Origin of the sequence: Mycolicibacterium alvei, from assembly GCF_010727325.1 — a bacterium.
GTDB lineage: Bacteria > Actinomycetota > Actinomycetes > Mycobacteriales > Mycobacteriaceae > Mycobacterium > Mycobacterium alvei.
The window spans coordinates 4,673,529-4,697,918 of the sequence record NZ_AP022565.1; the positions used below are offsets into that span (position 1 = coordinate 4,673,529).

Sequence of the window (24,390 nt, forward strand, 5' to 3'; positions counted from 1 at the left end):
TGGCCATGCTCCCGGAACGCGACCAACACGACCTGGCTGCCATGCGGGTGGATTACGTCGAGAAGGACGGCTGCGGCGACCTGGATGTCGACTGGCTCGGCGAGGACCCAGCCACCGGCTGGCTGACGTTGTTGCGGACCTGGCTGGCCGATGCGTACCGCGCCGGGGTGGCTGAGCCCAATGCCATGGTGGTGGCCACCACCGACGGCGAGGGACGGCCCGTCACCCGAACGGTGTTGTGCAAGAGCATGGACGAGACCGGCATCACGTTCTACACCAACTATGACTCCGCCAAGGGGACGCAACTGGCCGCGCACCCGTATGCGTCGGCGACTTTCCCCTGGTACGGGCTGGGGCGTCAGGTCCATGTGCGCGGTCCGGTGACCAAGGTGAGCCGTGAGGCCACCGAGGAGTACTGGTCCAAGCGGCCCCGGGGTTCACAGCTGGGTGCCTGGGCGTCGCAGCAGTCGAGCCCGATCGCATCGCGTCCGGCGCTGCTGGACCAGCTCGCCGAGGTGACCGCGCGGTTCGCCGATCTCGAAACGGTCCCGGTGCCGCCGAACTGGGGTGGGTACCTGATCGCGCCGGAGAGCGTGGAGTTCTGGCAGGGCCGGGAGAACCGGGTGCACAACCGAATTCGAGTGACCGGCGCTCGCGCCGAACGCCTCCAGCCTTAGTGCGCAGGCTGTCGGCCGATGTCTTCGGCAACAGTCCGAGGCTGACAAAGTATGTTCACCGGCGAATTGCATTGACCGCCACATAGTTGCCGAAAGCATTCGAACCGCGGTGCGCGGGCGATAGCATCCGGTCTCGTGAGTGACGTTATGCGGCAGGACGGTTTGCGTGAACGTAAGAAGCAACGCACCCGGGCGATGTTGATCGAGGCCGCGATCGATCTGTGCGACCGCCAGGGATTCGAGCAGACCACCGTCGAGCAGATCGCGGCGGTCGCCGATGTCTCTCCGCGCACCTTCAGCCGCTACTTCGCCACCAAGGATGCCATCGTCCTGGCGTTCATCGATGAGGTGGCCGAGAGCGTCGCGATCGAGCTGACGGCGCAGCCGGCCGACATCGGCCATTTCGACGCCTTGTACCGGGCTCACGTACAGGCGTTCCTCAAGACCAAGACCGCGTCGCCGGCCCAACTCACGGCCGATCGTCTGTTGGCGTCGGCGCGCATCGTGACCTCGTCGCCGACGTTGATGAACACGGCGTCGGAGTTCCGGGCCGATGCGGTCAACGTGGCGCTGGCACGGCGGATGGGCGTGCCCGGCGACGATCGGCGGCTCAAGGTAACGGCCGTCGTGTGGGGGGCGATCATCATGACTGCCATCGCTGACCTGGGATCTCGGGCGAACTGGGCCTCGGTGACCGTCGACGACATCGTCGCGCGGATCGAGTCGACCTACGCCGATTTTCTGTCGGTCGTTGCGGGTGCCGGGTAGCTCGGGGGACGTGGCGGCTCGCCCGTCGCTGAGCTGGCTGATCTGGGATCTCAGGCCATTCGGCGCGCTGTGGGCAGGCCTCCGGCCAACCATCCGGTGACTGCTTGGTAACCCCCCGCGGGCAGCGCCGATCGATTGCGACTACCTTTTGTAGAGCAGTTGTCGGTTCCCAGGACGATGAAGGGATTCCCGTGGCCGAAAACCCGTCGAGGGGGCAGGAGTTTGCCACCCTGAAGTACCCCGGTGGCGAGATTGATCTGGACATCGTCCACGCCACCGAGGGCAGTGACGGCATCGCGCTTGGTCCGTTGCTGTCCAAGACCGGCTACACCACGTTTGATGGTGGCTTCGTCAACACCGCTTCCACGCAGTCCGCCATCACCTACATCGACGGTGACGCCGGGATCTTGCGTTACCGGGGTATCCCGATCGAGCAGCTTGCCGAGAAGTCGACGTTCATCGAGGTCAGCTACCTGCTGATCTACGGTGAGCTCCCGACGACCGAGCAGTTGGAGGCGTTCACCACCCAGATCCAGCGGCACACCCTGCTGCACGAGGATCTCAAGCGGTTCTTCGACGGCTTCCCGCGCAACGCCCATCCGATGCCGGTGCTGTCCAGTGCGGTGAACGCGTTGAGCGCCTACTACCAGGATTCGCTGGATCCGCTGGACAAGAAGCAGGTCGAGCTGTCGACCATCCGACTGCTGGCCAAGCTGCCGACGATCGCGGCCTACGCGTACAAGAAGTCCGAGGGGCAGCCGTTCCTGTATCCGGACAACTCCTTGACGCTGGTGGAGAACTTCCTGCGAATGACGTTCGGGTTCCCGGCCGAGCCGTATGAGGTGGACCCCGAGATCGTCCGCGCGTTGGACATGTTGCTGATCCTGCACGCCGATCACGAGCAGAACTGTTCGACCTCCACGGTGCGCCTGGTGGGCTCGTCGCAGGCCAACCTGTTCACCTCGATCTCCGGTGGCATCAACGCGCTGTGGGGTCCGCTGCACGGCGGCGCCAACCAGGCCGTGCTGGAGATGCTGGAGAAGATCCGCACCGGCGACGACGATGTGAAGACCTTCGTCCGCAAGGTCAAGAACCGCGAAGACGGCGTGAAGCTGATGGGCTTCGGTCACCGGGTCTACAAGAACTACGACCCGCGGGCCCGCATCGTCAAGGAGCAGGCCGACAAGATCCTGGGCAAGCTCGGCGGCGACGACGAGCTGCTCGACATCGCCAAGCAGCTCGAAGAGATCGCGTTGACCGACGACTTCTTCATCGAGCGCAAGCTCTACCCGAACGTCGATTACTACACCGGCGTGATCTACCGGGCGATGGGCTTCCCGACCCGCATGTTCACCGTGCTGTTCGCGCTGGGCCGGCTGCCCGGCTGGATCGCACATTGGCGGGAGATGCATTCGGAGCCCACCAAGATCGGCCGCCCGCGCCAGATCTACACCGGCTACACCGAGCGCAATTACCTGGACATCAACAAGCGCTGATAGCCACGCAGTTGTCGAAAGCCCGGGAGCGAGACCGCTCCCGGGCTTTTGTCACGCTGGAGTGATACCCGGCTTGCACCGAAACGCTTGTAATTTAACAATAGTTGTGTGAATGCAACTGTCGGCCCGCTCGGCGCCCGGCGCAAGGCGATCATTCTCGTCTCGTGTTGCCTGAGCCTGCTGATCGTGTCGATGGACGCCACCATCGTCAACGTCGCGCTGCCGAGCATCCGTGCCGATCTGGCCGCCTCCCCCTCGCAGTTGCAGTGGATCGTCGATGTCTACACCCTGGTCCTGGCCTCGCTGTTGCTACTGGCCGGCGCCACCGGCGACCGATTCGGCCGCAGGCGGACGTTTCAGTTGGGGCTGACGATCTTCGCGGTGGCCTCGTTGCTGTGCAGCCTCGCGCCCAACATCGAAACCCTCATCGCTGCACGTTTCCTCCAGGCGATCGGCGGTTCGATGCTCAACCCGGTGGCGATGTCGATCATCACCCAGGTGTTCACCGGCCGGGTGGAGCGTGCCCGCGCGATCGGCATCTGGGGTGGCGTCGTCGGTATCTCGATGGCGCTCGGGCCGATTGTCGGCGGGGCGCTGATCGAGTACGTCGACTGGCGCGCGGTGTTCTGGATCAACCTGCCGATCTGTGTCCTGGCCGTGGTGCTCACCGCGATCTTCGTCCCCGAATCAAAGTCGGCCACGATGCGTGATCTCGACCCGCTCGGCCAGATTCTGGGGGTGGCGTTCCTGTTCGCGGTCGTGTTCGTGCTCATCGAGGGTCCCGGATACGGCTGGACCGACCCGCGCACGCTGGCCGTCGCAGTGATCGCGTTGCTCGCCCTGGTGGCGTTCCTGCGCTACGAATCGCGTCGCACCGACCCGTTCATCGATCTTCGGTTCTTCCGTAGCGTGCCGTTCGCCGCGGCCACCCTGATCGCGGTCTGTGCGTTCGCCGCCTACGGGGCGTTCCTGTTCATGATGTCGCTGTACCTGCAGACCGAGCGGGGTTACTCCGCGATGGACACCGGTTTGATCTACCTGCCGGTCGCTGTCGGCGCATTGATCTTCTCGCCGTTGTCGGGGCGGTTGGTCGGTCGGTACGGCGGTCGGCCGTCGCTGTTGGTGGCGGGCGCGGCGATCACCGTGGCCACGATCCTGCTGACCCGGCTGACGGCTGATACTCCCGTGTGGCAACTGCTGGTCATGTTCGCGGTATTCGGTATCGGTTTCTCGATGGTGAACGCGCCGATCACCACGACTGCGGTCAGCGGTATGCCGTTGGACCGCGCCGGGGCGGCGTCGGCGGTGGCCTCCACCAGTCGGCAGGTCGGTGTGAGTATCGGTGTGGCACTGTGTGGTTCGGTGGCCGGGTCGGCGTTGGCGGGAACCGGTGTGGGTTTCGCCGCGGCTGCGCGACCGCTGTGGTTCGTCTGTGCCGCACTGGGTGTGGCGATCTTCGTGTTGGGTGTCGTGTCCACCACGCCGTGGGCGTTGCGCTCTGCTCAGCGGTTGGCACCGCTGATCGGGGACCACCATGCCGAGGAGGCGACCCATGTCCGTTGACCGGACCGAGTTGGCCGACGAGGTGTGGCGGGCGTTGGCCCGGCTGGTGTTCGACCATCGCGACGGCTGGAAGCGGGCGGTGATCGAGGAGAGCGGGCTGCCGTTCAGCCGTATCCGCGTCCTGCAGCGGCTTCAGCGGGCCCCGATGACGGTCACGCAGTTGGCTCACGCGGCCACGGTCGACGCCCCGGCGGCCAGCGTCGCGGTCAACGACCTCGAGGAGCGCGGGCTGATAGCGCGGGCGGTCGACCCGGCCGACCGCCGCCGAAAGTTGGTCTCGCTGACCGAACAGGGGTGGGTGCTGCTGGCGCGGATCGACCGGGTTGGGGACTCGGCCCCGGCCGCACTGACCGCGCTCGACACCGAGGACCTCGAGACGCTTCAGTTCGTCCTGCGCAAGATCCCCTTGCCGTAGCGCCGGTCTGGCCGCGTCAGCCTTCGAGGCTTGCCATCGCCGCGTTGTGTCCGCCGATGCCCGAGACTGCGCCGCCACGCACGGATCCCGAGCCGCACAACAGGATCCGGTCGTGACCGGTCGCCACACCCCAGCGTTGCGCCGGTGTCTCCAACGCGGCGTCGTCTTCGGCGAACGGCCACCGCAGCGCACCGTGGAAGATATTGCCCGCGGTCATCCCGAGGGACTGCTCCAAATCGGCGGTGGTCTTGGATTCGATACACAGTCGGCCGGCCGCGTCCTCCATCAGGACGTCCTGGATCGGCTCGGCCAGAACGGAATTCACTGAGTTCAGCACCGCTGAGGTCAGCCGGTCGCGCGTGCGGTCAGGGTCGCCGGCCGCCAGTGAGTGCGGAGTGTGCAGTCCGAAGATGGTCAGGGTCTGGGCACCCGAGGCCCGCAGATCCTCGGACAGGATGCTCGGATCGGTCAAGGAGTGGCAGTAGATTTCGCACGGCAGCGGGTCCGGTACTCGTCCGGCGACGGCGTTGTCGTAGGCCCCGGTCAGCTGGCTGAGGGCCTCGTTGACGTGGAAGGTTCCGCCGAATGCCTGTTCGGCCGTGACGTGTTCGTCCCGCAGTCGGGGCAGTCGTCGCAGCATCAGGTTGACCTTCACCTGTGCACCGGGGGCGGTATCCGGTGCAGGCTCGCCGAGTAGTGCGGCCAGTACCGCCGGCGTCACGTTGGCCAGCACCCGGTCGGAACGTACCCGGCGGGCTGATCCACCCTGTCGGTAGTGCACCTCGCCATCCGGATCGACGGCGTAAACATCTGCGCCGGTGATGATTTCGGCTCCATATCCGGCGGCAGCAGCCGCCAGGGCCCCGGTGACCGCGCCCATCCCGCCGACCGGGACGTTCCAGTCGCCGGTACCGCCGCCCATCAGATGGTAGAGAAAGCACACGTTCTGGATCAGTGACGGATCGTCGATGCCAGCGAAGGTGCCGATCAGGGCGTCGGTGGCGATCACGCCGCGTACCAGGTCGTGCGATACCGCAGCGGTGATGGCGTGGCCGATGGGCTGTTCGATCAGGGCATCCCAGGCGGCGACAGTCTCGGCGTCCTGTCCGCCCAACAGCTCCCGGCGGATCTCAGACCTGCTGCGCAATGGCTGCAGCAGCGTCGGCCAGATTCGGGCGGTGATCAGCCCGCAGCGGCGGTAGAAGTCGGTGAATCCGGCCGCGTCGTTGCCTGCGCCGATCGCGTCGAACGTCGACTGCGGACCGATCGACAGGCCGGTCGCCCCGCCGGTGACCGGATCCGGGGTGTATGAGGAGTGCCGGCGCCGCGACAGCCGGACTCTGGCGCCCAGATCGGTGATGATGCGCTGTGGCAGCAGGCTGACGAGGTAGGAGTACCTCGACAACCGGGCATCCACACCGTCGAAGGCGTACGCCGATACTGCTGCGCCGCCGACGTGGTCGAGACGTTCGAGCACCTGCACCCGGCGTCCCGCCCGGGCCAGGTAGGCGGCAGCCACCAAGCCGTTGTGCCCGCCGCCGATGATGACGGCGTCCAACGCCTTTTCCGTCACGTCACGCCGGCCCGGTCAGCCTCGATAGCCTTCGACCTCGTCGGCGCCGCGTATTCGGGCCTGGCTCGGGTCCTGGCCGGTTTCGCGGAGTGCGCGGCGTTGCCGCAACAGGTCCCAACATTGGTCGAGGGCTACTTCCAGCGATCGCAGGCGTTGTTGCTCGTCTGCTTCTTCGATTTCGCGGTGTTGCAGTTTGGACCGGAGCTCCTGCTCTTCGGCGACGAGCCGGTGAACTTCGGCGAGGATGTCCTGATCTTTGGCCACATATCCAGTGTGCCGGACTACCGTTGGTCAGGTGAGTACAAAACCTGACATCGAGTTTCCGGACGGACCTGCCCCCACTGAATTGGTCATCACCGACCTGGTGGTCGGCGACGGCTCCGAGGCAGTGCCCGGCGGCACCGTCGAGGTGCATTATGTGGGCGTCGAATACGACTCCGGTGAGGAGTTCGACAGCTCATGGAATCGTGGCGAATCCATCGAGTTTCCGTTGCGGGGCTTAATTCAGGGCTGGCAGGACGGAATTCCAGGGATGCGGGTGGGTGGCCGCCGCCAACTCGTCATCCCGCCGGCCCAGGCCTATGGTCCAGCAGGTTCGGGGCACCGGCTTTCGGGTAAGACGCTGGTTTTCGTGATCGATCTGCTCGCCACTCGTTGATGTTCTCTTGGGTTCGGTGCGGATCGACCGAACCTGACCGCCAATTTCTATTTGCTGGTACGGTCAACCTGTTTCGCTGCTGTAGGTAACTGTTCGTCGACTTCAGGAGTGTCCAAAAATGTCGGGTTCGGACGAATCTCGGACAATCACAGGCTGGCAAACAGCCTCAAAGTTATATCGGCGACCACCCGGATTGGGTTGGTTGTTGGCGCTTGCGGCGGTCCCGTTGTTGCTGGGGCTGATCGGATGGGGTGGGCTCGACCGCTCCGGTAAGGACGTCAATCTCACGCGACCGGATATCAATCCCACGGCCACGATGACCGCTCCGGATGTGAATGCACCGGACATTAACGCGCCCAATGTGAATTTGCCGAACCTTTCGTTCGCGCCGTTGTCAATCCTTCGTAACGGCAATGACTTCACCCTGTCCGGTGATTTGCCCGACCTGGCTGCCAAGAACTCGCTGCTGGATTGGTTGCGCGGGAAGTTCGGTGCGGGCGTCAATCTGATCGACAACCTGAATCTGTCTGCCGGCGTGAGTACCCCTGATGTTTCGGCATTGGGCAAGGTGTTCGACGCGAGCGTGGACATTCCGGATTTCAACTTCAGCATCGAAGGCGACACCCTGACGCTGACCGGAACCGCTCCGTCGGCTGAGGTTCGTGACGCCGTGGAGGCGGCCGCCAAGGCGGCATGGCCGAACATCAAGCTCGTCAACAACATTCAGATCGCCGCCGCACCGTCTGCGCCGGCTCCGCCCGCGAATCCCGCCACCCCCGGACCTTGTGCGGTACTGCAGGGCGATGTGAGTGCACTGTTGCGCACGCCGATCAACTTCAGCACCGACGGGTTCGTGCTGGCCCCGGCATCGCAGCAGTTGCTCTCGCAGGTGGCCGACAAGCTCAAGTCCTGCGCAGGCGCGCAGGTGGCTGTGACCGGTTACACCGACAACACGGGCAATGATGCGATCAATGTCCCGCTGAGTAGCAATCGTGCGAAAGCTGTTGCGGATTATCTGGTTTCGCAGGGGCTGGCGGCCGACCACGTGACGTCGTCCGGTGCGGGTTCGGCGAAGCCGATCGCCAGCAATGACACACCCGAAGGCAAGGCGCAGAACCGCCGCGTCGAGATCACGGTCAATTAGGGAGATTCGACATGGACTTCGTAATCCAATGGTTGTGGTATCTGCTCGCGTTCGTGGTGGGGTCGCTGGTGGCCTGGCTGATCTCAGTGGTGGCCGTCAAGCCCACCAGTGAGGAAGAGGCATTCGCCGAACTGCCCGGCTCACGTGAGATTGGAGCACGACGATGAGCGATGTGAACTGGTGGTTGATGGCCCTGGCCTTCGTGCTCGGGCTGGTGCTGACATTGGCATTGACACTGCGCCGGGTGAAGCGGGAGGTCCCGGTATACGGTGCCCTCGGCCGTCGGCCTGACGCTACGGCAAAGGGCGGAACTGCCGCCGCGGCAACGGCTGTCGTCGATGACGCCACGACCCGGCTGCCTCGGGCCGGTGCCGTCGACGAGCCGACCACGAAGCTGCCCAAGGCCACCAGCGCCGGTGCAGCAGCGGCGGCTGCCGGTGCGGCTGGTGCGGCTGGTGCGGCCAAGTTCGCCTCCGGCGGAGGTGCCCATGAGGCGGCCGATGACGACGGCGTGGATGTCGAGGTCGTCGAGAAGACGCCGTACGGTGCCGGTTCGGTCCGGGTCTCGGGTGCGGGCACCCCGACGGGTTATCTGATCAAGGGCAACGAGGACTCGATGCTCTATCACTCGCCGGAGAGCCCGTCCTACGCGGTGACCATCGCCGAGATCTGGTTCGCCGATGTCGAATCCGCCGAGAAGGCGGGCTTCAACCGGTGGGACAGCGGTAAGTCCCAGCGCGACAAGAAGTAGCGGCAACGCAGATCGCCCGCCCTCGTGACCGGGGGCGGGCGATCTGTGTCTGGTGCGTGATCAGTGCGGGCCGGGCAGGCGTAGCAGCAGTCGCGCCCCGCCGAGTGGGCTGGATTCCAGAGTGGCGGTGCCACCGTGAAGTTCGGCCTGCTGGGCCACCAGTGCCAGCCCCAGTCCGGAGCCCAATCGCGACGCCGTCGATCCCCGGGAGAATCGGTCGAACACCATCTCGCGTTCTTCCTCGGGTACGCCTACCCCGTCGTCGTCGATCGAGATCTCCACACCTTCGCGGGAACTCACTGCCGACAACTGCACCCGGGTGGCGCCGCCATGCTTCACCGCATTGGCGATCGCGTTGTCCACAGCCAGCCGCAATCCGGTCGGCAACCCGATGATGATCACGGTCGGTGACGGCGCCAGCGAGACTTCGAGGTCAGGGTAGACCCGGACCGCGTCGTGCGCGGCGCGGTCGAGCAGTTCGGTGATGTCGACGGTGACGTGGTCGTCGGTGGTGGACAGCTCACCCTGGGCCAGTCGTTCCAGGGCGCCGAGGGTGGCCTCGATCCGCGACTGGGTACGGATGACATCGCCGACGACTTCCTCGCGCTGATCGTCGGGCAGGTCGAGTGTGGACAGCACCTCCAGATTGGTCCGCATCGCGGTGAGCGGGGTGCGCAGTTCGTGGGCCGATACCGAGGCGAAATCGCGGGCCGAGGCCAAGGCGGCCTTGGTGCGCCCCTGTTCGGACCAGATGCGTTGCAGCATTCCGTTGACGGCATCGGCGATCTCGACGGCCTCGCTGGCGCCGCGTACCTCGACGTCGGGGGCCTCGTCGCCGACCTCGATCTCGCGGGTCTGCTCGGCCAGTCGTTTGAGCGGGCGAACTGCGAACGCGGCCAGCACCCAACCCAGGACGGTGGCCGCACCGACGGCGAACCCACAGATGATGAGGACGCGGCGGTGCAGGTTGTTGGTGTCGGCGATGGTGGCGTCGTAGGTTGCGCCGACCGCCACCCACATCGGGCCGGGCGCGGGGATCTGCACGGTGCGCACCCGCCAGCGCACGCCGTCGATGTAGGTGTCGGCGTAGCCTTCGGGCAGTTCGGGCAGGATCACGTTCGAGTTCGACGAGATATCGCTGCCCCGGCGGACGGTGATCACCGCGTCCTGATCGCTGGGGGAGCGGGGGATCTCGCCGAGTCCGCGCGGCAGGAACGGGATGGCGAATCCGGCGGCCTCGTCGAGGCGGCGGTCCAGCCGTTCCTTGCGGTCGTTGGTGATGCCGACCCAGACGATGGTTCCGACGATGACGACGACGATCGCCGCGCCGATGGCGGTGGCGAACGCGACCCGGGTCCGCAGCGATGGTGTGCGGCGGAAGATCCGGGTCAGCGGTCTCATTTCGCTATTGGGTCCTGAGGACGAATCCGACCCCGCGGACGGTGTGGAGCAGTCGCGGTGCGCCGCCGGCCTCGAGTTTGCGCCGCAGGTACCCGATGAACACGTCCACCACGTTGGTGTCGGCGGCGAAGTCGTAGCCCCAGACCAGCTCCAGCAACTGTGCTCGGGACAGTACCGCGGTCTTGTGCTCGGCCAGGACGGCCAGCAGGTCGAACTCGCGTTTGGTCAGATCTACGTCGGCCCCGTTGACCCGGGCGCGGCGGCCGGGGATGTCGACCTCCAGCGGGCCGACCTGGATGGTCTCGGACGAGAAGGTGGCCGAGGCGCCACGACGACGCAGCAGGGCCTTGACCCGGGCCACCAGCTCTTGCAGCACGAACGGTTTGACCAGGTAGTCGTCGGCACCGGCTTCGAGGCCTGCGACGCGGTCGTCGACGCTGCTGCGGGCCGAGAGCACGCAGACCGGCACGTCGTTGTCCATCGCGCGCAGTGCGGTCACCACACTCACACCGTCGAGCACGGGCATGTTGATGTCGAGCACGATCGCGTCGGGTCGGGTCTCGGTGGCGCTGCGCAACGCCTCGGCCCCGTCCACGGCCGTCGATACGGTGAACCCGGACAGTCGCAGTCCGCGTTCCAGCGAGGCGAGCACGTCGGGGTCGTCGTCTACGACGAGGACCCGGGGCGAGGCCATGCCACCGGTAGCGCTATCCATGACCGCCATCTTGCCTGATGAACAACGACGAATCGCGCAGGCTCCCAGGGAAGTCCCCGGGGATGTTATTGACCTCAATTATTGTTCAGGTTTTACGGTGATGCCCATGAGTATGGAAACAGTGGCCCGACAGGCGCTGTATCGACAGACGCATGCGCGCGACGGTGACCTGCGCGCGCTGGCCGACCGGCGGCTGTTGTCGCGGATCTGGCGGTTTTCCGCGCGCCACCACCGCAGGCTCGGCTGGTTCGTCGCAATCAGCGTGGTCAGCGCGCTGCTGACGGTGACGACGCCGGTGTTGGCCGGTCGCGTGGTCGACGCGATCACCCAAGGCGGTCCGTCGTCGACGGTGGTGCTGCTGGCCTGCACCATCGCTGCGATCGCGGTCGCCGAGGCGGCGGTGGCCCTGGTGACCAGGTGGTTGTCGTCGAATATCGGTGAGGGCCTGATCCTGGATCTGCGTACCGCGGTGTTCGACCACGTGCAGCGGATGCCGGTGGCGTTCTTTACCCGCACCCGCACCGGAGCGCTCGTGAGCCGACTGGGCAACGACGTGATCGGGGCTCAGCGGGCGTTCTCCGACACGCTGTCGGGGATCGTCGCCAATGTGGTGACCCTGACCTTGACGTTGGTGGTGATGTTCAGCATCTCCTGGCAGATCACCCTGCTGTCGTTGGCGCTGCTGCCGTTGTTCGTGTTGCCCGCGCGTCGGATCGGCACCCGGATGGCCGGGCTGTCGCGGGAGACGGCCATCCACAACGCCACGATGAACACCCAGATGACCGAGCGGTTCTCGGCCCCGGGCGCCACGCTGGTCAAGTTGTTCGGCAGTCCGGAACGTGAGTCCGAGGAGTTCGCGGTGCGGGCCGACCGGGTGCGCGATATCGGTGTGCGCACGGCGATGCTGCAGTCGACGTTCATGAACTCGCTGACGCTGATGTCGGCGCTCGCCCTGGCCCTTGTGTATGGGCTCGGCGGGCTACTCGCGATCGGCGGGCAGCTGCAGGCCGGTGCCGTGGTGTCGTTGGCGTTGCTGCTGACCCGGCTGTATGCGCCGCTGACCGCGCTGGCCAATGCGCGGGTCGAGATAGCCAGTGCACTGGTGTCGTTCGAGCGGGTTTTCGAGGTGCTGGATCTGGTGCCGTTGATCGCCGAGAAAGCTGCTGCCGTCGAGGTGCCCGACGGTGCCGTGGGGATTGAATTCCAAGACGTCCGGTTCTCCTATCCATCAGCCGACAAGGTGTCGCTGGCCTCGTTGGAGGAGGTGGCGACGCTGGACGACCGGGGTGGGGACGAGGTGCTGCACGGCATCTCGTTCACCGCGGAGCCTGGGCAGATGGTGGCGCTGGTCGGTTCGTCGGGAGCGGGCAAGTCGACCATCGCCTCGCTGCTGGCGCGGCTCTACGACGTCGATTCCGGATCCATCACCCTCAACGGGGCGGATGTGCGCGACGTGACGTTCGCGTCGCTGAAGGACACCGTCGGCATGGTGACCCAGGACGGGCACCTGTTCCACGAGTCGATCCGCTCGAACCTGCTGCTGGCCGCGCCGTCCGCCGGCGAGGACGAATTGTGGGCCGCCCTGCGCCGGGCCCGGCTCGACGACGTGGTCGCGGCCATGCCCGACGGCCTGGACACGGTTGTCGGTGAGCGCGGATACCGTCTGTCCGGAGGACAGCGGCAGCGGTTGACCATCGCGCGTCTGCTGTTGGGACGATCGCGGGTGGTGGTGCTCGATGAGGCGACGGCGTCGCTCGACTCGGCTTCGGAAGCCGCTGTGCAGCAGGCCCTGGCCGAGGCGCTGGAAGGGCGCACCTCGATCGTCATCGCCCACCGGTTGTCCACGGTCCGCGCCGCCGATCTCATCCTCGTCATCGAGGACGGGCGCATCGTCGAACGCGGCACCCACCGGGAACTGCTCGCCCACGATGGCCGGTATGCCGAGCTGTACGACACGCAGTTCTCCGAAGAGGTGCCTGCGGCGTGAGGGTAATCGCTTGCATGTGATGGGAGAATTGATCCAGTGAGTGTCCAGTGAGCGAGCCCGCGATCGCTTCCCCCGCCAAGCGGATCCGGACCAGTTCAGATCTGCGGCGGCTGTTGCCGTACCTCTTGCCGTACCGGGCCCGCTGGATCGTGATGATCGTGGTTGCGGTGGTCAGCCTGGCCGCCACGGTGGCGATACCGCTGATGACCAAGGCCGTGATCGACGGTCCGGTGCGCCGTCAGGATCCGCACGAGCTGTGGGTACTGGGTTCGGCCGCGGTGGCGGTCGGGATCTCCGAGGCGGTGCTGTGGTTCATCCGGCGCTGGATGGTTGCGCGCGCCACCATGGGCGTCGAGGCCGATATTCGCAAGGACCTCTACGGGCGGCTGCAGATCCTGCCGATGAGCTTCCACAGCCGCTGGCAGTCGGGTCAGCTGTTGTCGCGGGTGATGAACGATCTGTCCACGATCCGCCGGTTCCTGTCGTTCGGGTTGGTGTTCCTGATCCTCAACACCCTGCAGATCGTCGTGGTGACGTCGATCCTGCTGGCGATGTACTGGCCGCTGGGCGTGGTGGTGCTGGTGTCGATCGTGCCGATCACGTTGACCGTGCTGCATTTCGAGCGGGAGTACACCCGGTTGTCGCGGCTCGCGCAGGACCAGACCGGCCACGTCGCCACCCATGTGGAGGAGGCCGCGCTCGGGATGCGGGTGGTCAAGGCATTCGGCCGGGAGGACTACGTCTTCGACCGGTTCGATGAGCAGGCCGCTCAGCTGTACGACACCCAGTTCGCCAGGGTGAGCGTGTCGGCGAAGTTCTGGACCGTGCTGGAGGTCATCCCCAATCTCACCTTGATCGTGGTGCTGGGTTTCGGTGCGTACGCGGCCGGCCACGGTCACGTCACGATGGGCACCCTGGTCGCCTTCATCACGATGATGCTGTCGCTGGTGTGGCCCATCGCGTCGCTGGGCTTTCTGCTGTCGATGACCCAGGAGTCGTTCACCGCCGCCAACCGGATCGCCGAGATCTTCGATGCCCCGGTCGATATCGCCGACGGCCCGGTGTCCGACGCGCCGCGCGGTGGTCGGCTGGAACTGCGGGATGTGGGCTTCAGGTTCCCCGACGCCGGTGCGTCGGGGTGGGCGCTGCGCCACATCGACCTCGTCGTGGAGCCGGGTGAAACGGTGGCGCTGGTCGGCGCGACCGGCTCGGGCAAATCAGTACTCGCCGCGCTGTTCTCACGGCTGTACGACGTCACCGAGGGCCAGATCCTGATCGACGGCCGCGACATCCGGGAGCTGAGCCTGCCTGTGCTGCGGCAGGCCGTGGCCACCGCATTCGAGGATCCGACGTTGTTCTCGATGTCGGTGGCCGAGAACCTGCGGCTGGGTCGGGCCGATGCCACCGACGAGCAGTTGGCAGAGGCCATCGAGATCGCCGCCGCACAGTTCGTCTATGACCTGCCGTTCGGCCTGGACACCCGCATCGGCGAGCAGGGCATGAGCCTTTCCGGCGGTCAGCGCCAACGCCTTTCGCTGGCCAGGGCGATCCTGGCAGCGCCCAGGATCCTGGTGCTCGACGACACGTTGTCGGCGTTGGACGTCCACACCGAGGCCGTGGTGACCGAGGCGCTGGGCCGGGTGCTGCGTGGGGTGACGGGCATCATCGTCGCGCACCGCGCGTCAACGGTGTTGCTGGCCGACAAGGTGGCGCTGTTGCAGGAGGGCACCATCACCCACACCGGGAGTCACTCGCAATTGTTGGCGCAGGTTCCGCAGTACCGCTACCTGTTGGCCGCCGATGACCAGCTCGACGACGCGTGTGAGCGCAATTGCGAGTGGGAGGACGAGGAGGAGTTGGGCCGGTTGCAGCGCGGGCACGCCGAACGTACGGCCATCGATGAGGTCGGAGAACCGCCGCGTTTCGGTGCGGAGGTCCAGCGCCGATGACGACTACGCAGTGGCGCGGACAGGTCACCGACGACGATCACGACGGAAGTTCCGGCGCGTCGGCGCTTCCGATCGACGAAAGCGTGCCCCGGCGCCGGGAGGCCCGGGCGCTGCTCGGCTCGCTGCTGAGTCCCTTCCGGTGGACGGTCGCGGTGCTCGCGCTGGTGGTCGTCGTGGAGAACGCTGCCCGACTGTCGGTTCCGATCCTGGTGCAACGCGGTATCGATCGCGGCATTCCGCCGATCCTCGAGGGGGGTCCGGCCCGTGAGCTGATGCTCGTCGTCGGCACCCTCTGCGCGGTGGTGATCGTGCAGGCGATCAGCCGGATGTTCTTCCTACGGCGCTCCGGGCGGGTCGGCCAGCGCGTGCTGCTGGAGTTGCGCCGCAGGGTGTTCCGGCATTTCGGTCGGCTCGATGTGGCCTTCCATGACCGCTACACCTCGGGCCGGGTGGTCAGCCGGTCCACCAACGATGTCGAGGCCATCCAGGACATGCTGGAAACGGGTTTCGACAGCCTGATCACCGCGGTGCTGACGTTGTTCGGCACATCGGTGCTGTTGGTGGTTCTCGATTGGCAGCTGGGCCTGATGTGCCTGGCGGCGTTCCCGATCCTGGTCGCCCTGGTGTGGTGGTTCCGCAACGAGTCGGGCAAGACGTATCGGCTGGTGCGCGAAAGCGCGGCACTGGTGATCGTGCAGTTCGTCGAGACCATGACCGGCATCAAGGCCGTGCAGGCCTACCGGCGAGAGCCGCGCAATCAGGAGATCTTCGACGACGTCGCCGATGGGTACCGGGCGATCAACGAGAAGACTTTCAAGCTGCTGGCGATCTTCATGCCGGGGGTCAAGCTCGTCGGCAACCTGACGACCGGGGTGGTGCTGCTCTACGGCGGGTACCGGGTGCTCAACGGTGAGATGACGATCGGCACGCTGACCGCGTTCCTGCTGTACCTACGGATGTTCTTCGAGCCGATGCAGGAGATCTCGCAGTTCTTCAACACCTTCCAGTCGGCGTCCTCGGCGCTGGAGAAGCTGGCCGGGGTGTTGGCGCAGCAGCCCGCCATCGCCGATCCGACGACGCCCGTGAAATTGCCGGAAGCCAAGGGCGACATTGCGTTTCACGACGTGCAGTTCGAGTACACGCCGGCCCGTCCGGTGTTGCCCGGGCTTGAGCTCTCGGTACCGGCCGGTCAGACCGTGGCGCTGGTGGGCACCACCGGTGCGGGCAAGACCACCATCGCCAAGCTGATCGCCCGGTTCTACGACCCCACCGTCGGCACGGTCACACTCGATGGTGTGGATCTGCGCGAGCTGGCGCAGTCCGAGTTGCGCCGCCACGTCGTGATGGTCACCCAGGAGAACTTCATGTTCTCCGGGACGATCGCCGACAACATCCGATTCGGGCGACCCGATGCCACCGATACGCAGGTCCGGGCAGCTGCTGCCGCGGTCGGTGCGGACCGGTTCATCGACACCCTGCCCGACGGGTATGACACCGATGTGGCCAAGCGCGGCGGCCGGCTCTCGGCGGGGCAGCGTCAGCTGGTGGCCTTCGCCCGGGCGTTCCTGGCGGATCCGGCCGTGCTGATCCTGGATGAGGCGACATCCTCTCTGGACATCCCCAGCGAACGAATGGTGCAGCGCGCGTTGGAAACCGTGCTGGCCGACCGCACCGCGCTGGTGATCGCACACCGGCTCTCCACGGTGCAGATCGCCGACCGGGTGCTCGTGCTCGAGAACGGCCGCATCATCGAGGACGGTGCACCGGCCGATCTGATCGGCCGGGCCGACGGGGCCTATGCGGCGTTGCACCGGGCCTGGGTGGATTCCCTGGCCTGAACGCTCGCCGGGATGAAGCGTTTCATACCTCGCGCCGGTTTCTACCCCGTGGCTGGCGTCGGGCCAAAACCACAGCCCACGGGTAGAAATCGAGGCGAGGAAATGCCATGCAGGGAGCTCACCGCACGGTGTCGAAGAACGCCTTCACGTCGTCCACGAAAAGTTCCGGCTGCTCGAAGGCCGCGAAGTGTCCGCCGCGGGGCATCGTCGTGAAGTGGGTGACGTTGTAGCCGGTCTCGCACCAGCTGCGCGGGGCGCGCAGGATCTCCAACGGGAACGAGGCGATCCCGGTGGGCAGGCTGACGTATTCGCCGCCGGCGAAGGTGCTGTGGCTTTCCCAGTACAGCCGGGCCGACGAGGCCGCTGACGCGGTGAGCCAGTACAGCATCACGTTGTCGAGCATCTCGTCTTTGGACACCACGTTCTCGGGATGGCCGTCGCAGTCCATCCAGGACCAGAACTTCTCCACGATCCAGGCCAGTTGACCGACCGGGGAGTCCACCAGTCCGTACCCGACGGTCTGCGGCCGGGTGGACTGCTGCTTCATGTAGCCGGAGTCCCATTTGCGGTAGTAGTCGATGCGGGCCAGCGCCTTCTGCAGGTCCTCGGTCATCTCGCCGATGCCCTCGGCCGGCGGCTGCGCGATCGGCATGTTGACGTGAATGCCCACGCACGAGCCGACGTTGCGGCCGATCTGCGTCGTCACCGCGGCGCCCCAGTCACCGCCCTGTGCGCCGTAGCGGTCGTAGCCCAGCCGTGTCATCAAGGTGTCCCAGGCCTGTGCGATCTTCCCGATGCCCCAACCCGTCGCGCTCGGCTTGGCGGAGAACCCGTAGCCGGGCAGCGAGGGACACACCACGTCGAACCCGGCCTCGGTCAGCGGCTCGATCACTTTGTGGAACTCGACGACGGAGCCTGGCCACCCGTGCGTGATCAGCAGCGGGAAGGCGTCGTCACGTCCGGAGCGCTGGTGGATGAAATGGATGTCCAGACCGTCGATCTCGGTGGTGAAGTGGTCGAACCGGTTGAGAGCGGCTTCGCGGGCGCGCCAGTCATACTCGTCGGCCCAGTAGGCGGCCAGCTCCTTGGTGTAATCCAGCGGGATGCCCTGGGTCCAGTCCTCGACACATTCCGCCTCGGGCCACCGGGTCCGGTTCAGCCGCTGCCTGAGGTCGTCCAGGTCGGCGTCGGGAATTGCGATGCGGAATGGGCGTATCTGAGCCATGGGGCCATCTTGGCGCACGCCGAGCGTTGCGCTGAAGATTACGGCCACCTGGTGACCACAATCTTCAGCACAAGTGTCTCGGGTCAACCGGTCACGGAATTTGGCGCAGCCGCCTGGCCTTCGACACCGCCTCGTGGCGGTTGCGGGCCCCGAGTTTGGCTGCTGCGCTGCGCAGGTAACTCTTCACCGTTTCCGGTTTGAGTGAAAGTCGCTGAGCTGCTTCGGTATTGGTGCACCCCAGGGCGACCTGTGCCAGCACGTCAACCTCGCGGACGGTCAGCGGGGCGCTGGCCGGCGTATCACCACGCAACGCCACCGCCAACCGATCGGCGAGGTCGCGTAGCGGCCCGGCCAGGTCTGGAGTATCGGCGGCCAGCCGGCGCAGGTCGGCGTGTACCTCGCGGATCTGCTCGGTGTCGGCCGGTTGGTCGGTGAAGTTGGTCAGCGCGGTCTCGCGCATCCGCAGGCGCCGGTCCACCTCGTCGCGTACCCGCAGCTCCTCGCTCAACCGCTGCGCCGAGGCCACCATCGCGGCCGCGGTCCGTCCGCCGATCGGGGCGCTGGTGCGGTGCGCTCCGTACAGCACGGCTCTCGCCGTACCGTCGACGACCACCGGCACCGCCAGGATCGAACGGATGCCCTCGGAGAGCACGGGCTCGTCGTAGTCGTGGGTGATGGTCGAGGCCCGCCGGTAGTCGGGCACCGAGATCGGGCGACGCGACGCGACACTCGCCCCGCCCAGCCCGGCGCGGGGCAGCACCGCGAGCCCGCGCATGGCGCCGGTGCGGGTGCCGAAGAACTCGGTCAACAGCAAGGTGTCGTCTTGCACCTGCCCGCCGAAGGCCAGCGTAAGGCCGGTATCGGTGGCCATCCGACGCAGCTCGGCACGCACCGCGTCGGCGTCACGAGGCCGCAGCAGCCAGGGGCGCATTGCAGATACCCACTTTCGGGGGTAGCGGAGGGCAAGTGTGACGTAGAGCATAACTGTCATGAATGTCGTCGCGAGCAACACCGACAGCTACCGCGGTGCCCGTGACCAGCTGGTCGCGACCATCGCGGACTACGGCAAGGCGATCGAGGGGTTCGCCTGGCCGCAGATCAGCGGCACCTTCAACTGGGCGATCGACTGGTTCGACGCCATCGCGACGGGTAATGACCGCACGGCGCTGTGGATCGTCGAGGAGGACGGTTCGCAGCAGCAGGTCACCTTTGCCGAGATGGCGCAGCGGTCCGACCGGGTCGCGGTCTGGCTGCAGAGCCTCGGGGTGGGCAAGGGGGACCGGATCCTGTTGATGCTCGGCAATCAGGTCGAGTTGTGGGAGACCATGCTGGCCATCGCCAAACTGGGCGCGGTCATCATGCCGACCACCGGCGCGCTCGGGCCGGCCGATCTGGCCGATCGCATCACCCGCGGCGGCGCGCGTTTCGTCATCGCCAACACGGCCGACGCGGTCAAGTTCGCCGAGGTGCCGGGTGATTATCTGCGGGTCGCGGTCGGCGAGGCGCCCGCCGGCTGGCACCGCTACGCCGACGCGTACGCGGCGACGCCGCGTCGCTTCGAGGCGTGCACGGCGGTCGACGATCCGATGCTCATCTACTTCACCTCGGGCACCACGAGCAAGCCGAAGCTGGTCGAGCATTCCCAGGTCTCCTACCCGGTTGGGCACTTGACCACGATGGCCTGGATCGGCGTCAAACCCGGTGACGTGCACCTGGCCATCAGCTCACCGGGTTGGGCCAAGCACGCCTGGAGCTGTTTCTTCGCACCGTGGATCGCCGAGGCGACGATCTTCGTCTACAACTACGCGCGCTTCGATGCGGCGGCGCTGCTGGACCAGTTGCGGCGGGCTCGGGTCAACACGTTCTGTGCCCCGCCGACGGTGTGGCGCATGCTGATCCAGGCCGATCTCGGTGAGCGGCCCGAGGGGCTGCGGGAAATCCTCGGCGCCGGTGAGCCGTTGAACCCCGATGTGATCGCCCAGGTCGAGAAGGCCTGGGGGCTGACGATCCGTGACGGCTTCGGCCAGACCGAGACCTCGCTGCTGGTCGGTAACACCCCGGGGCAGCCGGTGAAGCCCGGCTCGATGGGACGGCCGATGCCCGGTGTGCCGGTGGTGCTGGTGGATCCGCTCACCGGGGTGGCGGCCGCCGAGGGGGAGATCTGCCTGGATCTGGCGGCACACCCGCGCAACCTGATGACCGGCTATCTCGGTGACCCGCAACGCAATGAGGCCGTGATGGCCGGTGGTTACTACCACACCGGTGACGTCGCCGCCCGCGATGACGACGGCTACATCACCTACATCGGCCGTACCGACGACGTATTCAAGTCCAGTGACTACAAGGTGTCGCCGTTCGAGTTGGAGAGCGTGCTGATCGAACACCCGGCCGTGGTCGAGGCCGCGGTGGTGCCGCAACCCGACGACACCCGGCTGGCGGTGCCCAAGGCGTATGTCGCACTGGCCGACGGCTGGGAAGCCAACGCGCAGACCGCAAAAGACGTCATGGCCTATGCCCGCGATCACCTCGCGCCCTATCTCAAGGTGCGTCGGGTCGAGTTCTTCGACCTGCCCAAGACGATCTCGGGCAAGATCCGCCGGGTCGAGTTGCGCAATCGTGAAGACGCGGCCCATCAAGCGGGCGAACCGATTTCCACCGAGTACCGATACGAGGATCTTGTGGAATGAATGTTGCGATGAAGTCCTACGACAGTGGCCCCACGGATGTACCCGTTCTCGACGAGACCATCGGGGCGAACTTCGAGCGTATGGCGGCGTCGGGGCCGGACACCGACGCGCTGGTGGAGGTGGCCACCGGGCGGCTGTGGACCTATGCCGAGCTCGACGACGACGTCGACGCGGTGGCGCGGGGACTCATGGCCTCTGGCCTGGACAAGGGCGATCGCGTCGGCATCTGGGCACCCAACTGTGCCGAGTGGGTGATCCTCCAGCTCGCGACGGCCAAGATCGGCGCGATCCTGGTCAACATCAACCCGGCCTACCGCACCCACGAACTGGCCTATGTGCTCAAGCAATCCGGGATACGAACCCTGGTGTCCGCCACCGCGTTCAAATCCTCCGATTATGTGACGATGGTGGCCGAGGTGCAGGCGCAGTGTCCGGCGCTCAAAGACATCATCTTCCTGGGCACCCCGGGCTGGGACCAGCTCTACACAAGGCAGGTCGGCGAGGACCAGCTGCGTGACCGGATCGCCGAGCTGTCCAACACCGACCCGATCAACATCCAGTACACCTCGGGGACAACCGGATTCCCCAAGGGTGCGACGCTGAGCCATCGCAACATCCTCAACAACGGGTTCTTCGTCGGCGGGCTGATCAACTTCGATCGCGGGGACCGGGTGTGTATCCCGGTGCCGTTCTACCACTGCTTCGGCATGGTGATGGGCAATCTCGGGGCGTTGACCCATGGTGCGACGATCGTGATCCCGGCACCCGGATTCGATCCCGGCGTCACGTTGGCCGCGGTCGAATCCGAGCAGTGCACCGCGCTGTACGGGGTGCCGACGATGTTCATCGCCATGCTCGGGCATCCCGACTTCGCCCAGTTCGACCTGTCCTCGCTGCGGACCGGGATCATGGCAGGTTCGGTGTGCCCCGTCGAGGTGATGAAGCGCGTCGTGGCCGATATGCACATGGCCGAGGTGGCGATCTGTTACGGCATGACCGAGACGTCGCCGGTGTCGTGCCAGACGCTGGTCGACGACGATCTGGAGCGTCGTACCGCCACCATCGGTCGGGCCCATCCACACATCGAGGTCAAGATCGTCGACCCGGATACCGGCGAGACGGTCGAGCGTGGTCAGGCCGGGGAGTTCTGCACCCGCGGTTACTCGGTCATGCTCGGCTATTGGGATGAGCCCGGGAAAACCGCGGAGGCCATCGACCCCGACGGCTGGATGCACACCGGGGATCTGGCGGTGATGCGTTCGGACGGCTACTGCACGGTGGTCGGCCGGATCAAGGACATGGTGATCCGGGGCGGGGAGAACGTGTATCCGCGAGAGATCGAGGAGTTCCTCTACACCCACCCCGACATTGACGATGCGCAGGTGATCGGGGTGCCCGATGCGAAGTACGGGGAAGAACTCTGCGCGTGGATCCGGATGAAACCGGGCCGCGATCCGTTGGATGCGCAGGCGGTGCGGGCCTTCGCCACCGGCAAACTGGCGCACTACAAGATCCCACGCTATGTGCACGTGGTCGACGAGTTCCCGATGACGGTCACCGGCAAGATCCGCAAGGTCGACATGCGTGACGAAAGTGTGAGGCTGCTCGGGCTCGACCCCGGGTAACTGAGCAGGTCGACGCAACCTTGGGCAGATCGCAATGGCGGTGTTATGGAAATGTCGCTGGGTCGCTGCGAGGATAGGGGGATGTCGGCGGCACTGGTCGGGCGGCGCATGTGCGCGGTGATCGCCGTCTGTTCGGTCGCGCTGCACGGCGTGCTGCTGGCCCATGCCAGCACCCCCGCGATGGCGGTGGTGATGGCAGCGATGATGATTGCGTGCCTCTATTGCGCCCGTGACCTGTGGTGGCACGGGACGCTCGGGGTCTGGTGCGCGGTAGCGCTGATGAACCTCGCGATGGTCGCGCTGCACATGCCGGCGCCCGGGCATCACCACACGTCGGCGGCGTCGACTCAGGGCTCGACCACGATGGCGCTGGCGACGATGCTCGCACTGCTCGAAGTGGTTATCGCCGCTGGTGTGCTGTCCTACCGCACCCGGAACCGCTCGGTCGTCTGACCGGGCCACGAGCCGCCGCCCAGAGACGCGGTCAGCACGGCAACCGGGGTGTTGCCCACCCTCAAGTTGTGCCGCTCCTGCGGGGTCAGCGACCAACGCGTACGGATCCACGCGATCGGGGCCCAGCTTTGGGTATGACGAAGAAAAATGTTGCGCTGCATGGGATCGACTCCAGTTCAATCGGAGCTCCCCGCGGTCGGCGCAGGATGCGCGGCTAGGCAGCCGTCGACAGCGGAAAGGTGTTCACGGACAGACATTTTCGAATCGGACCGGGGTACGGACTGTCACTTGATGTCATGTCATCACCTCCTCGCTGTCGGGCGCACCGGACGCCGTTGCTCACGCGCGCAATCGCGAGAGATACCAGCATGCTGAAGAGGGCACCTGGCCAGACATTCTGGCGGAGTGCACTTCCTCTTCAGAGCTTTGGCACTACACGACGTGTCCCACCAGGGTGGGAAGCCACTTCGGGTCATCCCTTAGGCCGGGAAGACCTGTCCTAACCCTGGGCGTCTCTCGACGTCGTCGGATCAGTGGCCTGTGTTCGCGTAGGAGCCTCACCTAACGAAGCGCAGATTTCATTAGAAACCGAACCTCCGGCAAATGTCAACACGAGCCGTCGCGCGATGATGGTTCCAAATCGAATGCGCCCGTTCGGGAATGGCCCATCGAATACTGTGCGTGACGACCGGATGTGTTCTGATGTGCCTATGCCTGAGCAAACTCCCGAGCCCGACACCGGCGAGGACGAGCAAAAGCCACCGGCAATCACCGCGCGCGCGATCGCCATGCACGGTCCGTGGGGCCCGGTGTACGGGCCGATCGACCTCGACATCGACGAGGGCGGCGTGACCGTGTTGGTGGCCCCGGCGGGTACCGGCCGCACGGCCTTGCTGATGACGCTGGCCGGACGGATGAAAACGGCGCGCGGGCAGCTGACCGTGTTCGGGCGAACCCGCGCACCCGACATCTTCCGCTCCGCGGCGCTGGCCGGGATCGACGAGCTCGACACGGTGTCGGAGTCGGTGACGGTGCGCGACCTGGTGACCGAGCAACGCCGGTGGGACGCCCCCTGGTACACGCTGGTGGGCCGCGCCGACGAAGGCACCCTGGCAGCCTTGTGTGCCCCGGTGTTCGGGGATCTGCCGTTGCCTTCGCTGACGTCGTATTTCGACGGGCTCACCGAGCTCGACCAGATCCTGCTGCGTATCGCCCTAGCCAACACCGGGAGCCCCCCGCTGCTGGTGGTCGGCAATCTCGACTACCTCACCGACGACCGTAACCGCGACATCCTGCTGGGTCGACTGATCGCGTTGGGGGAGAAACAGACCGTGGTCACCGCGACGGTCAACGGGGTGCCTGGCCAGCTGGCCTCGGCCGTGCGTGCGCAAGTGACAGTGCCCAATACGACGCTGGCCGAGTTGGCCGGTTCGCAGAAAGGTGGCGAGTAGCCGTGCTAGCCGGA

At 66.1% G+C, this 24,390-nt stretch carries 23 protein-coding genes and 1 riboswitch; of the genes, 16 read left to right on the forward strand and 7 right to left on the reverse strand.

Annotation, left to right across the window (positions count from 1 at the left end):
* The first annotated feature begins 5 nt into the window (after positions 1–5).
* The 5 genes from pdxH (at position 6) to G6N44_RS22325 (ending at position 4,919) form a co-directional block, all read left to right on the forward strand.
* Positions 6–677 carry a pyridoxamine 5'-phosphate oxidase gene (gene pdxH / locus G6N44_RS22305; protein WP_163670249.1) on the forward strand — a complete coding sequence of 224 codons (672 nt, stop codon included), beginning with the start codon at positions 6–8 and terminating at the stop codon, positions 675–677.
* Positions 678–824: 147 nt separating this feature from the next.
* Entirely contained in the window at positions 825–1,445 is a 621-nt protein-coding gene (locus G6N44_RS22310; protein ID WP_163670250.1) for a TetR/AcrR family transcriptional regulator, read from the forward strand.
* A 191-nt stretch (positions 1,446–1,636) separates the two neighbouring features.
* Complete coding sequence (locus tag G6N44_RS22315) at positions 1,637–2,941, forward strand: citrate synthase (RefSeq protein ID WP_163667780.1); 1,305 nt, start codon at positions 1,637–1,639, stop codon at positions 2,939–2,941.
* A gap of 108 nt (positions 2,942–3,049) precedes the next feature.
* Positions 3,050–4,504 (forward strand): MFS transporter, encoded by a 1,455-nt coding sequence (locus tag G6N44_RS22320; RefSeq protein ID WP_163667783.1) that lies wholly within the window; start codon positions 3,050–3,052, stop codon positions 4,502–4,504.
* Positions 4,494–4,919, forward strand: coding sequence for a MarR family winged helix-turn-helix transcriptional regulator (locus G6N44_RS22325; protein WP_163667786.1), 426 nt, complete (start codon positions 4,494–4,496; stop codon positions 4,917–4,919). Before G6N44_RS22320 ends, G6N44_RS22325 begins: the two co-directional genes overlap by 11 nt.
* A 16-nt stretch (positions 4,920–4,935) precedes the next feature.
* On the opposite strand, the gene G6N44_RS22330 is transcribed toward G6N44_RS22325, so the two are convergent.
* Positions 4,936–6,492 (reverse strand): phytoene desaturase family protein, encoded by a 1,557-nt coding sequence (locus G6N44_RS22330; RefSeq protein ID WP_163667789.1) that lies wholly within the window; start codon positions 6,490–6,492, stop codon positions 4,936–4,938.
* Positions 6,493–6,507: 15 nt separating this feature from the next.
* A complete protein-coding gene (locus G6N44_RS22335; RefSeq protein WP_163667792.1) occupies positions 6,508–6,756 on the reverse strand; it encodes a DUF2630 family protein in 249 nt (82 codons plus the stop codon).
* A gap of 31 nt (positions 6,757–6,787) precedes the next feature.
* Between G6N44_RS22335 and G6N44_RS22340 the strand changes: the two genes are divergently transcribed.
* The 4 genes from G6N44_RS22340 (at position 6,788) to arfC (ending at position 9,045) form a co-directional block, all read left to right on the forward strand.
* Positions 6,788–7,150, forward strand: coding sequence for an FKBP-type peptidyl-prolyl cis-trans isomerase (locus G6N44_RS22340; protein WP_163667795.1), 363 nt, complete (start codon positions 6,788–6,790; stop codon positions 7,148–7,150).
* A 118-nt stretch (positions 7,151–7,268) separates the two neighbouring features.
* Entirely contained in the window at positions 7,269–8,294 is a 1,026-nt protein-coding gene (arfA, locus tag G6N44_RS22345) for a channel-forming protein ArfA/OmpATb (protein ID WP_163667797.1), read from the forward strand.
* 11 nt (positions 8,295–8,305) lie between these two features.
* On the forward strand, positions 8,306–8,461 hold the full coding sequence (gene arfB, locus G6N44_RS29115) for a channel accessory protein ArfB (RefSeq protein ID WP_170309418.1): 156 nt from the start codon (positions 8,306–8,308) through the stop codon (positions 8,459–8,461).
* Entirely contained in the window at positions 8,458–9,045 is a 588-nt protein-coding gene (arfC, locus tag G6N44_RS22350) for a channel accessory protein ArfC, sunset domain variant (protein ID WP_163667801.1), read from the forward strand. Before arfB ends, arfC begins: the two co-directional genes overlap by 4 nt.
* Before the next feature lie 60 nt (positions 9,046–9,105).
* Here arfC and G6N44_RS22355 read toward each other — a convergent pair whose 3' ends face one another.
* Together G6N44_RS22355 and G6N44_RS22360 are read right to left on the reverse strand one after the other, a co-directional pair.
* A complete protein-coding gene (locus G6N44_RS22355; RefSeq protein WP_163667804.1) occupies positions 9,106–10,446 on the reverse strand; it encodes a sensor histidine kinase in 1,341 nt (446 codons plus the stop codon).
* A 4-nt stretch (positions 10,447–10,450) separates the two neighbouring features.
* On the reverse strand, positions 10,451–11,161 hold the full coding sequence (locus tag G6N44_RS22360; RefSeq protein ID WP_163667806.1) for a response regulator transcription factor: 711 nt from the start codon (positions 11,159–11,161) through the stop codon (positions 10,451–10,453).
* A gap of 106 nt (positions 11,162–11,267) precedes the next feature.
* On the opposite strand from G6N44_RS22360, the gene G6N44_RS22365 reads away from it, so the two are divergent.
* Genes G6N44_RS22365 through G6N44_RS22375 form a run of 3 tightly spaced genes read left to right on the forward strand, consistent with a single transcriptional unit; the run spans position 11,268 to position 16,935 of the window.
* Positions 11,268–13,148 carry an ABC transporter ATP-binding protein gene (locus G6N44_RS22365; RefSeq protein ID WP_163667808.1) on the forward strand — a complete coding sequence of 627 codons (1,881 nt, stop codon included), beginning with the start codon at positions 11,268–11,270 and terminating at the stop codon, positions 13,146–13,148.
* 47 nt (positions 13,149–13,195) lie between these two features.
* Entirely contained in the window at positions 13,196–15,097 is a 1,902-nt protein-coding gene (locus G6N44_RS22370) for an ABC transporter ATP-binding protein (RefSeq protein ID WP_163667810.1), read from the forward strand.
* Positions 15,094–16,935 (forward strand): ABC transporter ATP-binding protein, encoded by a 1,842-nt coding sequence (locus G6N44_RS22375; RefSeq protein ID WP_163667812.1) that lies wholly within the window; start codon positions 15,094–15,096, stop codon positions 16,933–16,935. Before G6N44_RS22370 ends, G6N44_RS22375 begins: the two co-directional genes overlap by 4 nt.
* A 118-nt stretch (positions 16,936–17,053) precedes the next feature.
* Here G6N44_RS22375 and G6N44_RS22380 read toward each other — a convergent pair whose 3' ends face one another.
* Complete coding sequence (locus tag G6N44_RS22380; RefSeq protein ID WP_163667814.1) at positions 17,054–18,160, reverse strand: epoxide hydrolase family protein; 1,107 nt, start codon at positions 18,158–18,160, stop codon at positions 17,054–17,056.
* 91 nt (positions 18,161–18,251) lie between these two features.
* A complete protein-coding gene (locus G6N44_RS22385) occupies positions 18,252–19,091 on the reverse strand; it encodes a LuxR C-terminal-related transcriptional regulator (RefSeq protein ID WP_163667816.1) in 840 nt (279 codons plus the stop codon).
* Between the two features lie 58 nt (positions 19,092–19,149).
* On the opposite strand from G6N44_RS22385, the gene G6N44_RS22390 reads away from it, so the two are divergent.
* The 3 genes from G6N44_RS22390 to G6N44_RS22400 all read left to right on the forward strand — a co-directional run bounded on the left by G6N44_RS22390 (position 19,150) and on the right by G6N44_RS22400 (position 22,925).
* On the forward strand, positions 19,150–20,847 hold the full coding sequence (locus tag G6N44_RS22390; protein WP_163667818.1) for an AMP-binding protein: 1,698 nt from the start codon (positions 19,150–19,152) through the stop codon (positions 20,845–20,847).
* A gap of 8 nt (positions 20,848–20,855) precedes the next feature.
* A complete protein-coding gene (locus tag G6N44_RS22395; protein WP_163670252.1) occupies positions 20,856–22,472 on the forward strand; it encodes an AMP-binding protein in 1,617 nt (538 codons plus the stop codon).
* An 81-nt stretch (positions 22,473–22,553) separates the two neighbouring features.
* Positions 22,554–22,925, forward strand: a complete 372-nt coding sequence (locus G6N44_RS22400; RefSeq protein WP_163667820.1) for a hypothetical protein — start codon at positions 22,554–22,556, stop codon at positions 22,923–22,925.
* On the opposite strand, the gene G6N44_RS29610 is transcribed toward G6N44_RS22400, so the two are convergent.
* Positions 22,895–23,086 carry a hypothetical protein gene (locus G6N44_RS29610; RefSeq protein ID WP_163667822.1) on the reverse strand — a complete coding sequence of 64 codons (192 nt, stop codon included), beginning with the start codon at positions 23,084–23,086 and terminating at the stop codon, positions 22,895–22,897. The genes G6N44_RS22400 and G6N44_RS29610 overlap by 31 nt on opposite strands.
* Positions 23,087–23,329: 243 nt before the next feature.
* Positions 23,330–23,501: riboswitch (M-box (ykoK) riboswitch) on the reverse strand.
* 134 nt (positions 23,502–23,635) lie between these two features.
* Between G6N44_RS29610 and G6N44_RS22410 the strand changes: the two genes are divergently transcribed.
* Entirely contained in the window at positions 23,636–24,376 is a 741-nt protein-coding gene (locus G6N44_RS22410) for a P-loop NTPase family protein (RefSeq protein ID WP_163667824.1), read from the forward strand.
* The last annotated feature ends 14 nt before the right edge of the window (positions 24,377–24,390 follow it).

Coding starts and splice junctions, on each gene's coding strand:
- G6N44_RS22375 (WP_163667812.1), top strand. CDS start 15,094: ATGACGACTACGCAGTGGCGCGGACAGGTCACCGACGACGATCACGAC.
- G6N44_RS22410 (WP_163667824.1), top strand. CDS start 23,636: ATGCCTGAGCAAACTCCCGAGCCCGACACCGGCGAGGACGAGCAAAAG.
- G6N44_RS22325 (WP_163667786.1), top strand. CDS start 4,494: ATGTCCGTTGACCGGACCGAGTTGGCCGACGAGGTGTGGCGGGCGTTG.
- pdxH (WP_163670249.1), top strand. CDS start 6: ATGCTCCCGGAACGCGACCAACACGACCTGGCTGCCATGCGGGTGGAT.
- G6N44_RS29610 (WP_163667822.1), bottom strand. CDS start 23,086: ATGCAGCGCAACATTTTTCTTCGTCATACCCAAAGCTGGGCCCCGATC.
- G6N44_RS22395 (WP_163670252.1), top strand. CDS start 20,856: ATGAAGTCCTACGACAGTGGCCCCACGGATGTACCCGTTCTCGACGAG.
- G6N44_RS22400 (WP_163667820.1), top strand. CDS start 22,554: ATGTCGGCGGCACTGGTCGGGCGGCGCATGTGCGCGGTGATCGCCGTC.
- arfA (WP_163667797.1), top strand. CDS start 7,269: ATGTCGGGTTCGGACGAATCTCGGACAATCACAGGCTGGCAAACAGCC.
- G6N44_RS22365 (WP_163667808.1), top strand. CDS start 11,268: ATGAGTATGGAAACAGTGGCCCGACAGGCGCTGTATCGACAGACGCAT.
- arfB (WP_170309418.1), top strand. CDS start 8,306: ATGGACTTCGTAATCCAATGGTTGTGGTATCTGCTCGCGTTCGTGGTG.
- arfC (WP_163667801.1), top strand. CDS start 8,458: ATGAGCGATGTGAACTGGTGGTTGATGGCCCTGGCCTTCGTGCTCGGG.
- G6N44_RS22360 (WP_163667806.1), bottom strand. CDS start 11,161: ATGGATAGCGCTACCGGTGGCATGGCCTCGCCCCGGGTCCTCGTCGTA.
- G6N44_RS22310 (WP_163670250.1), top strand. CDS start 825: ATGCGGCAGGACGGTTTGCGTGAACGTAAGAAGCAACGCACCCGGGCG.
- G6N44_RS22385 (WP_163667816.1), bottom strand. CDS start 19,091: ATGCGCCCCTGGCTGCTGCGGCCTCGTGACGCCGACGCGGTGCGTGCC.
- G6N44_RS22380 (WP_163667814.1), bottom strand. CDS start 18,160: ATGGCTCAGATACGCCCATTCCGCATCGCAATTCCCGACGCCGACCTG.
- G6N44_RS22390 (WP_163667818.1), top strand. CDS start 19,150: ATGAATGTCGTCGCGAGCAACACCGACAGCTACCGCGGTGCCCGTGAC.
- G6N44_RS22355 (WP_163667804.1), bottom strand. CDS start 10,446: ATGAGACCGCTGACCCGGATCTTCCGCCGCACACCATCGCTGCGGACC.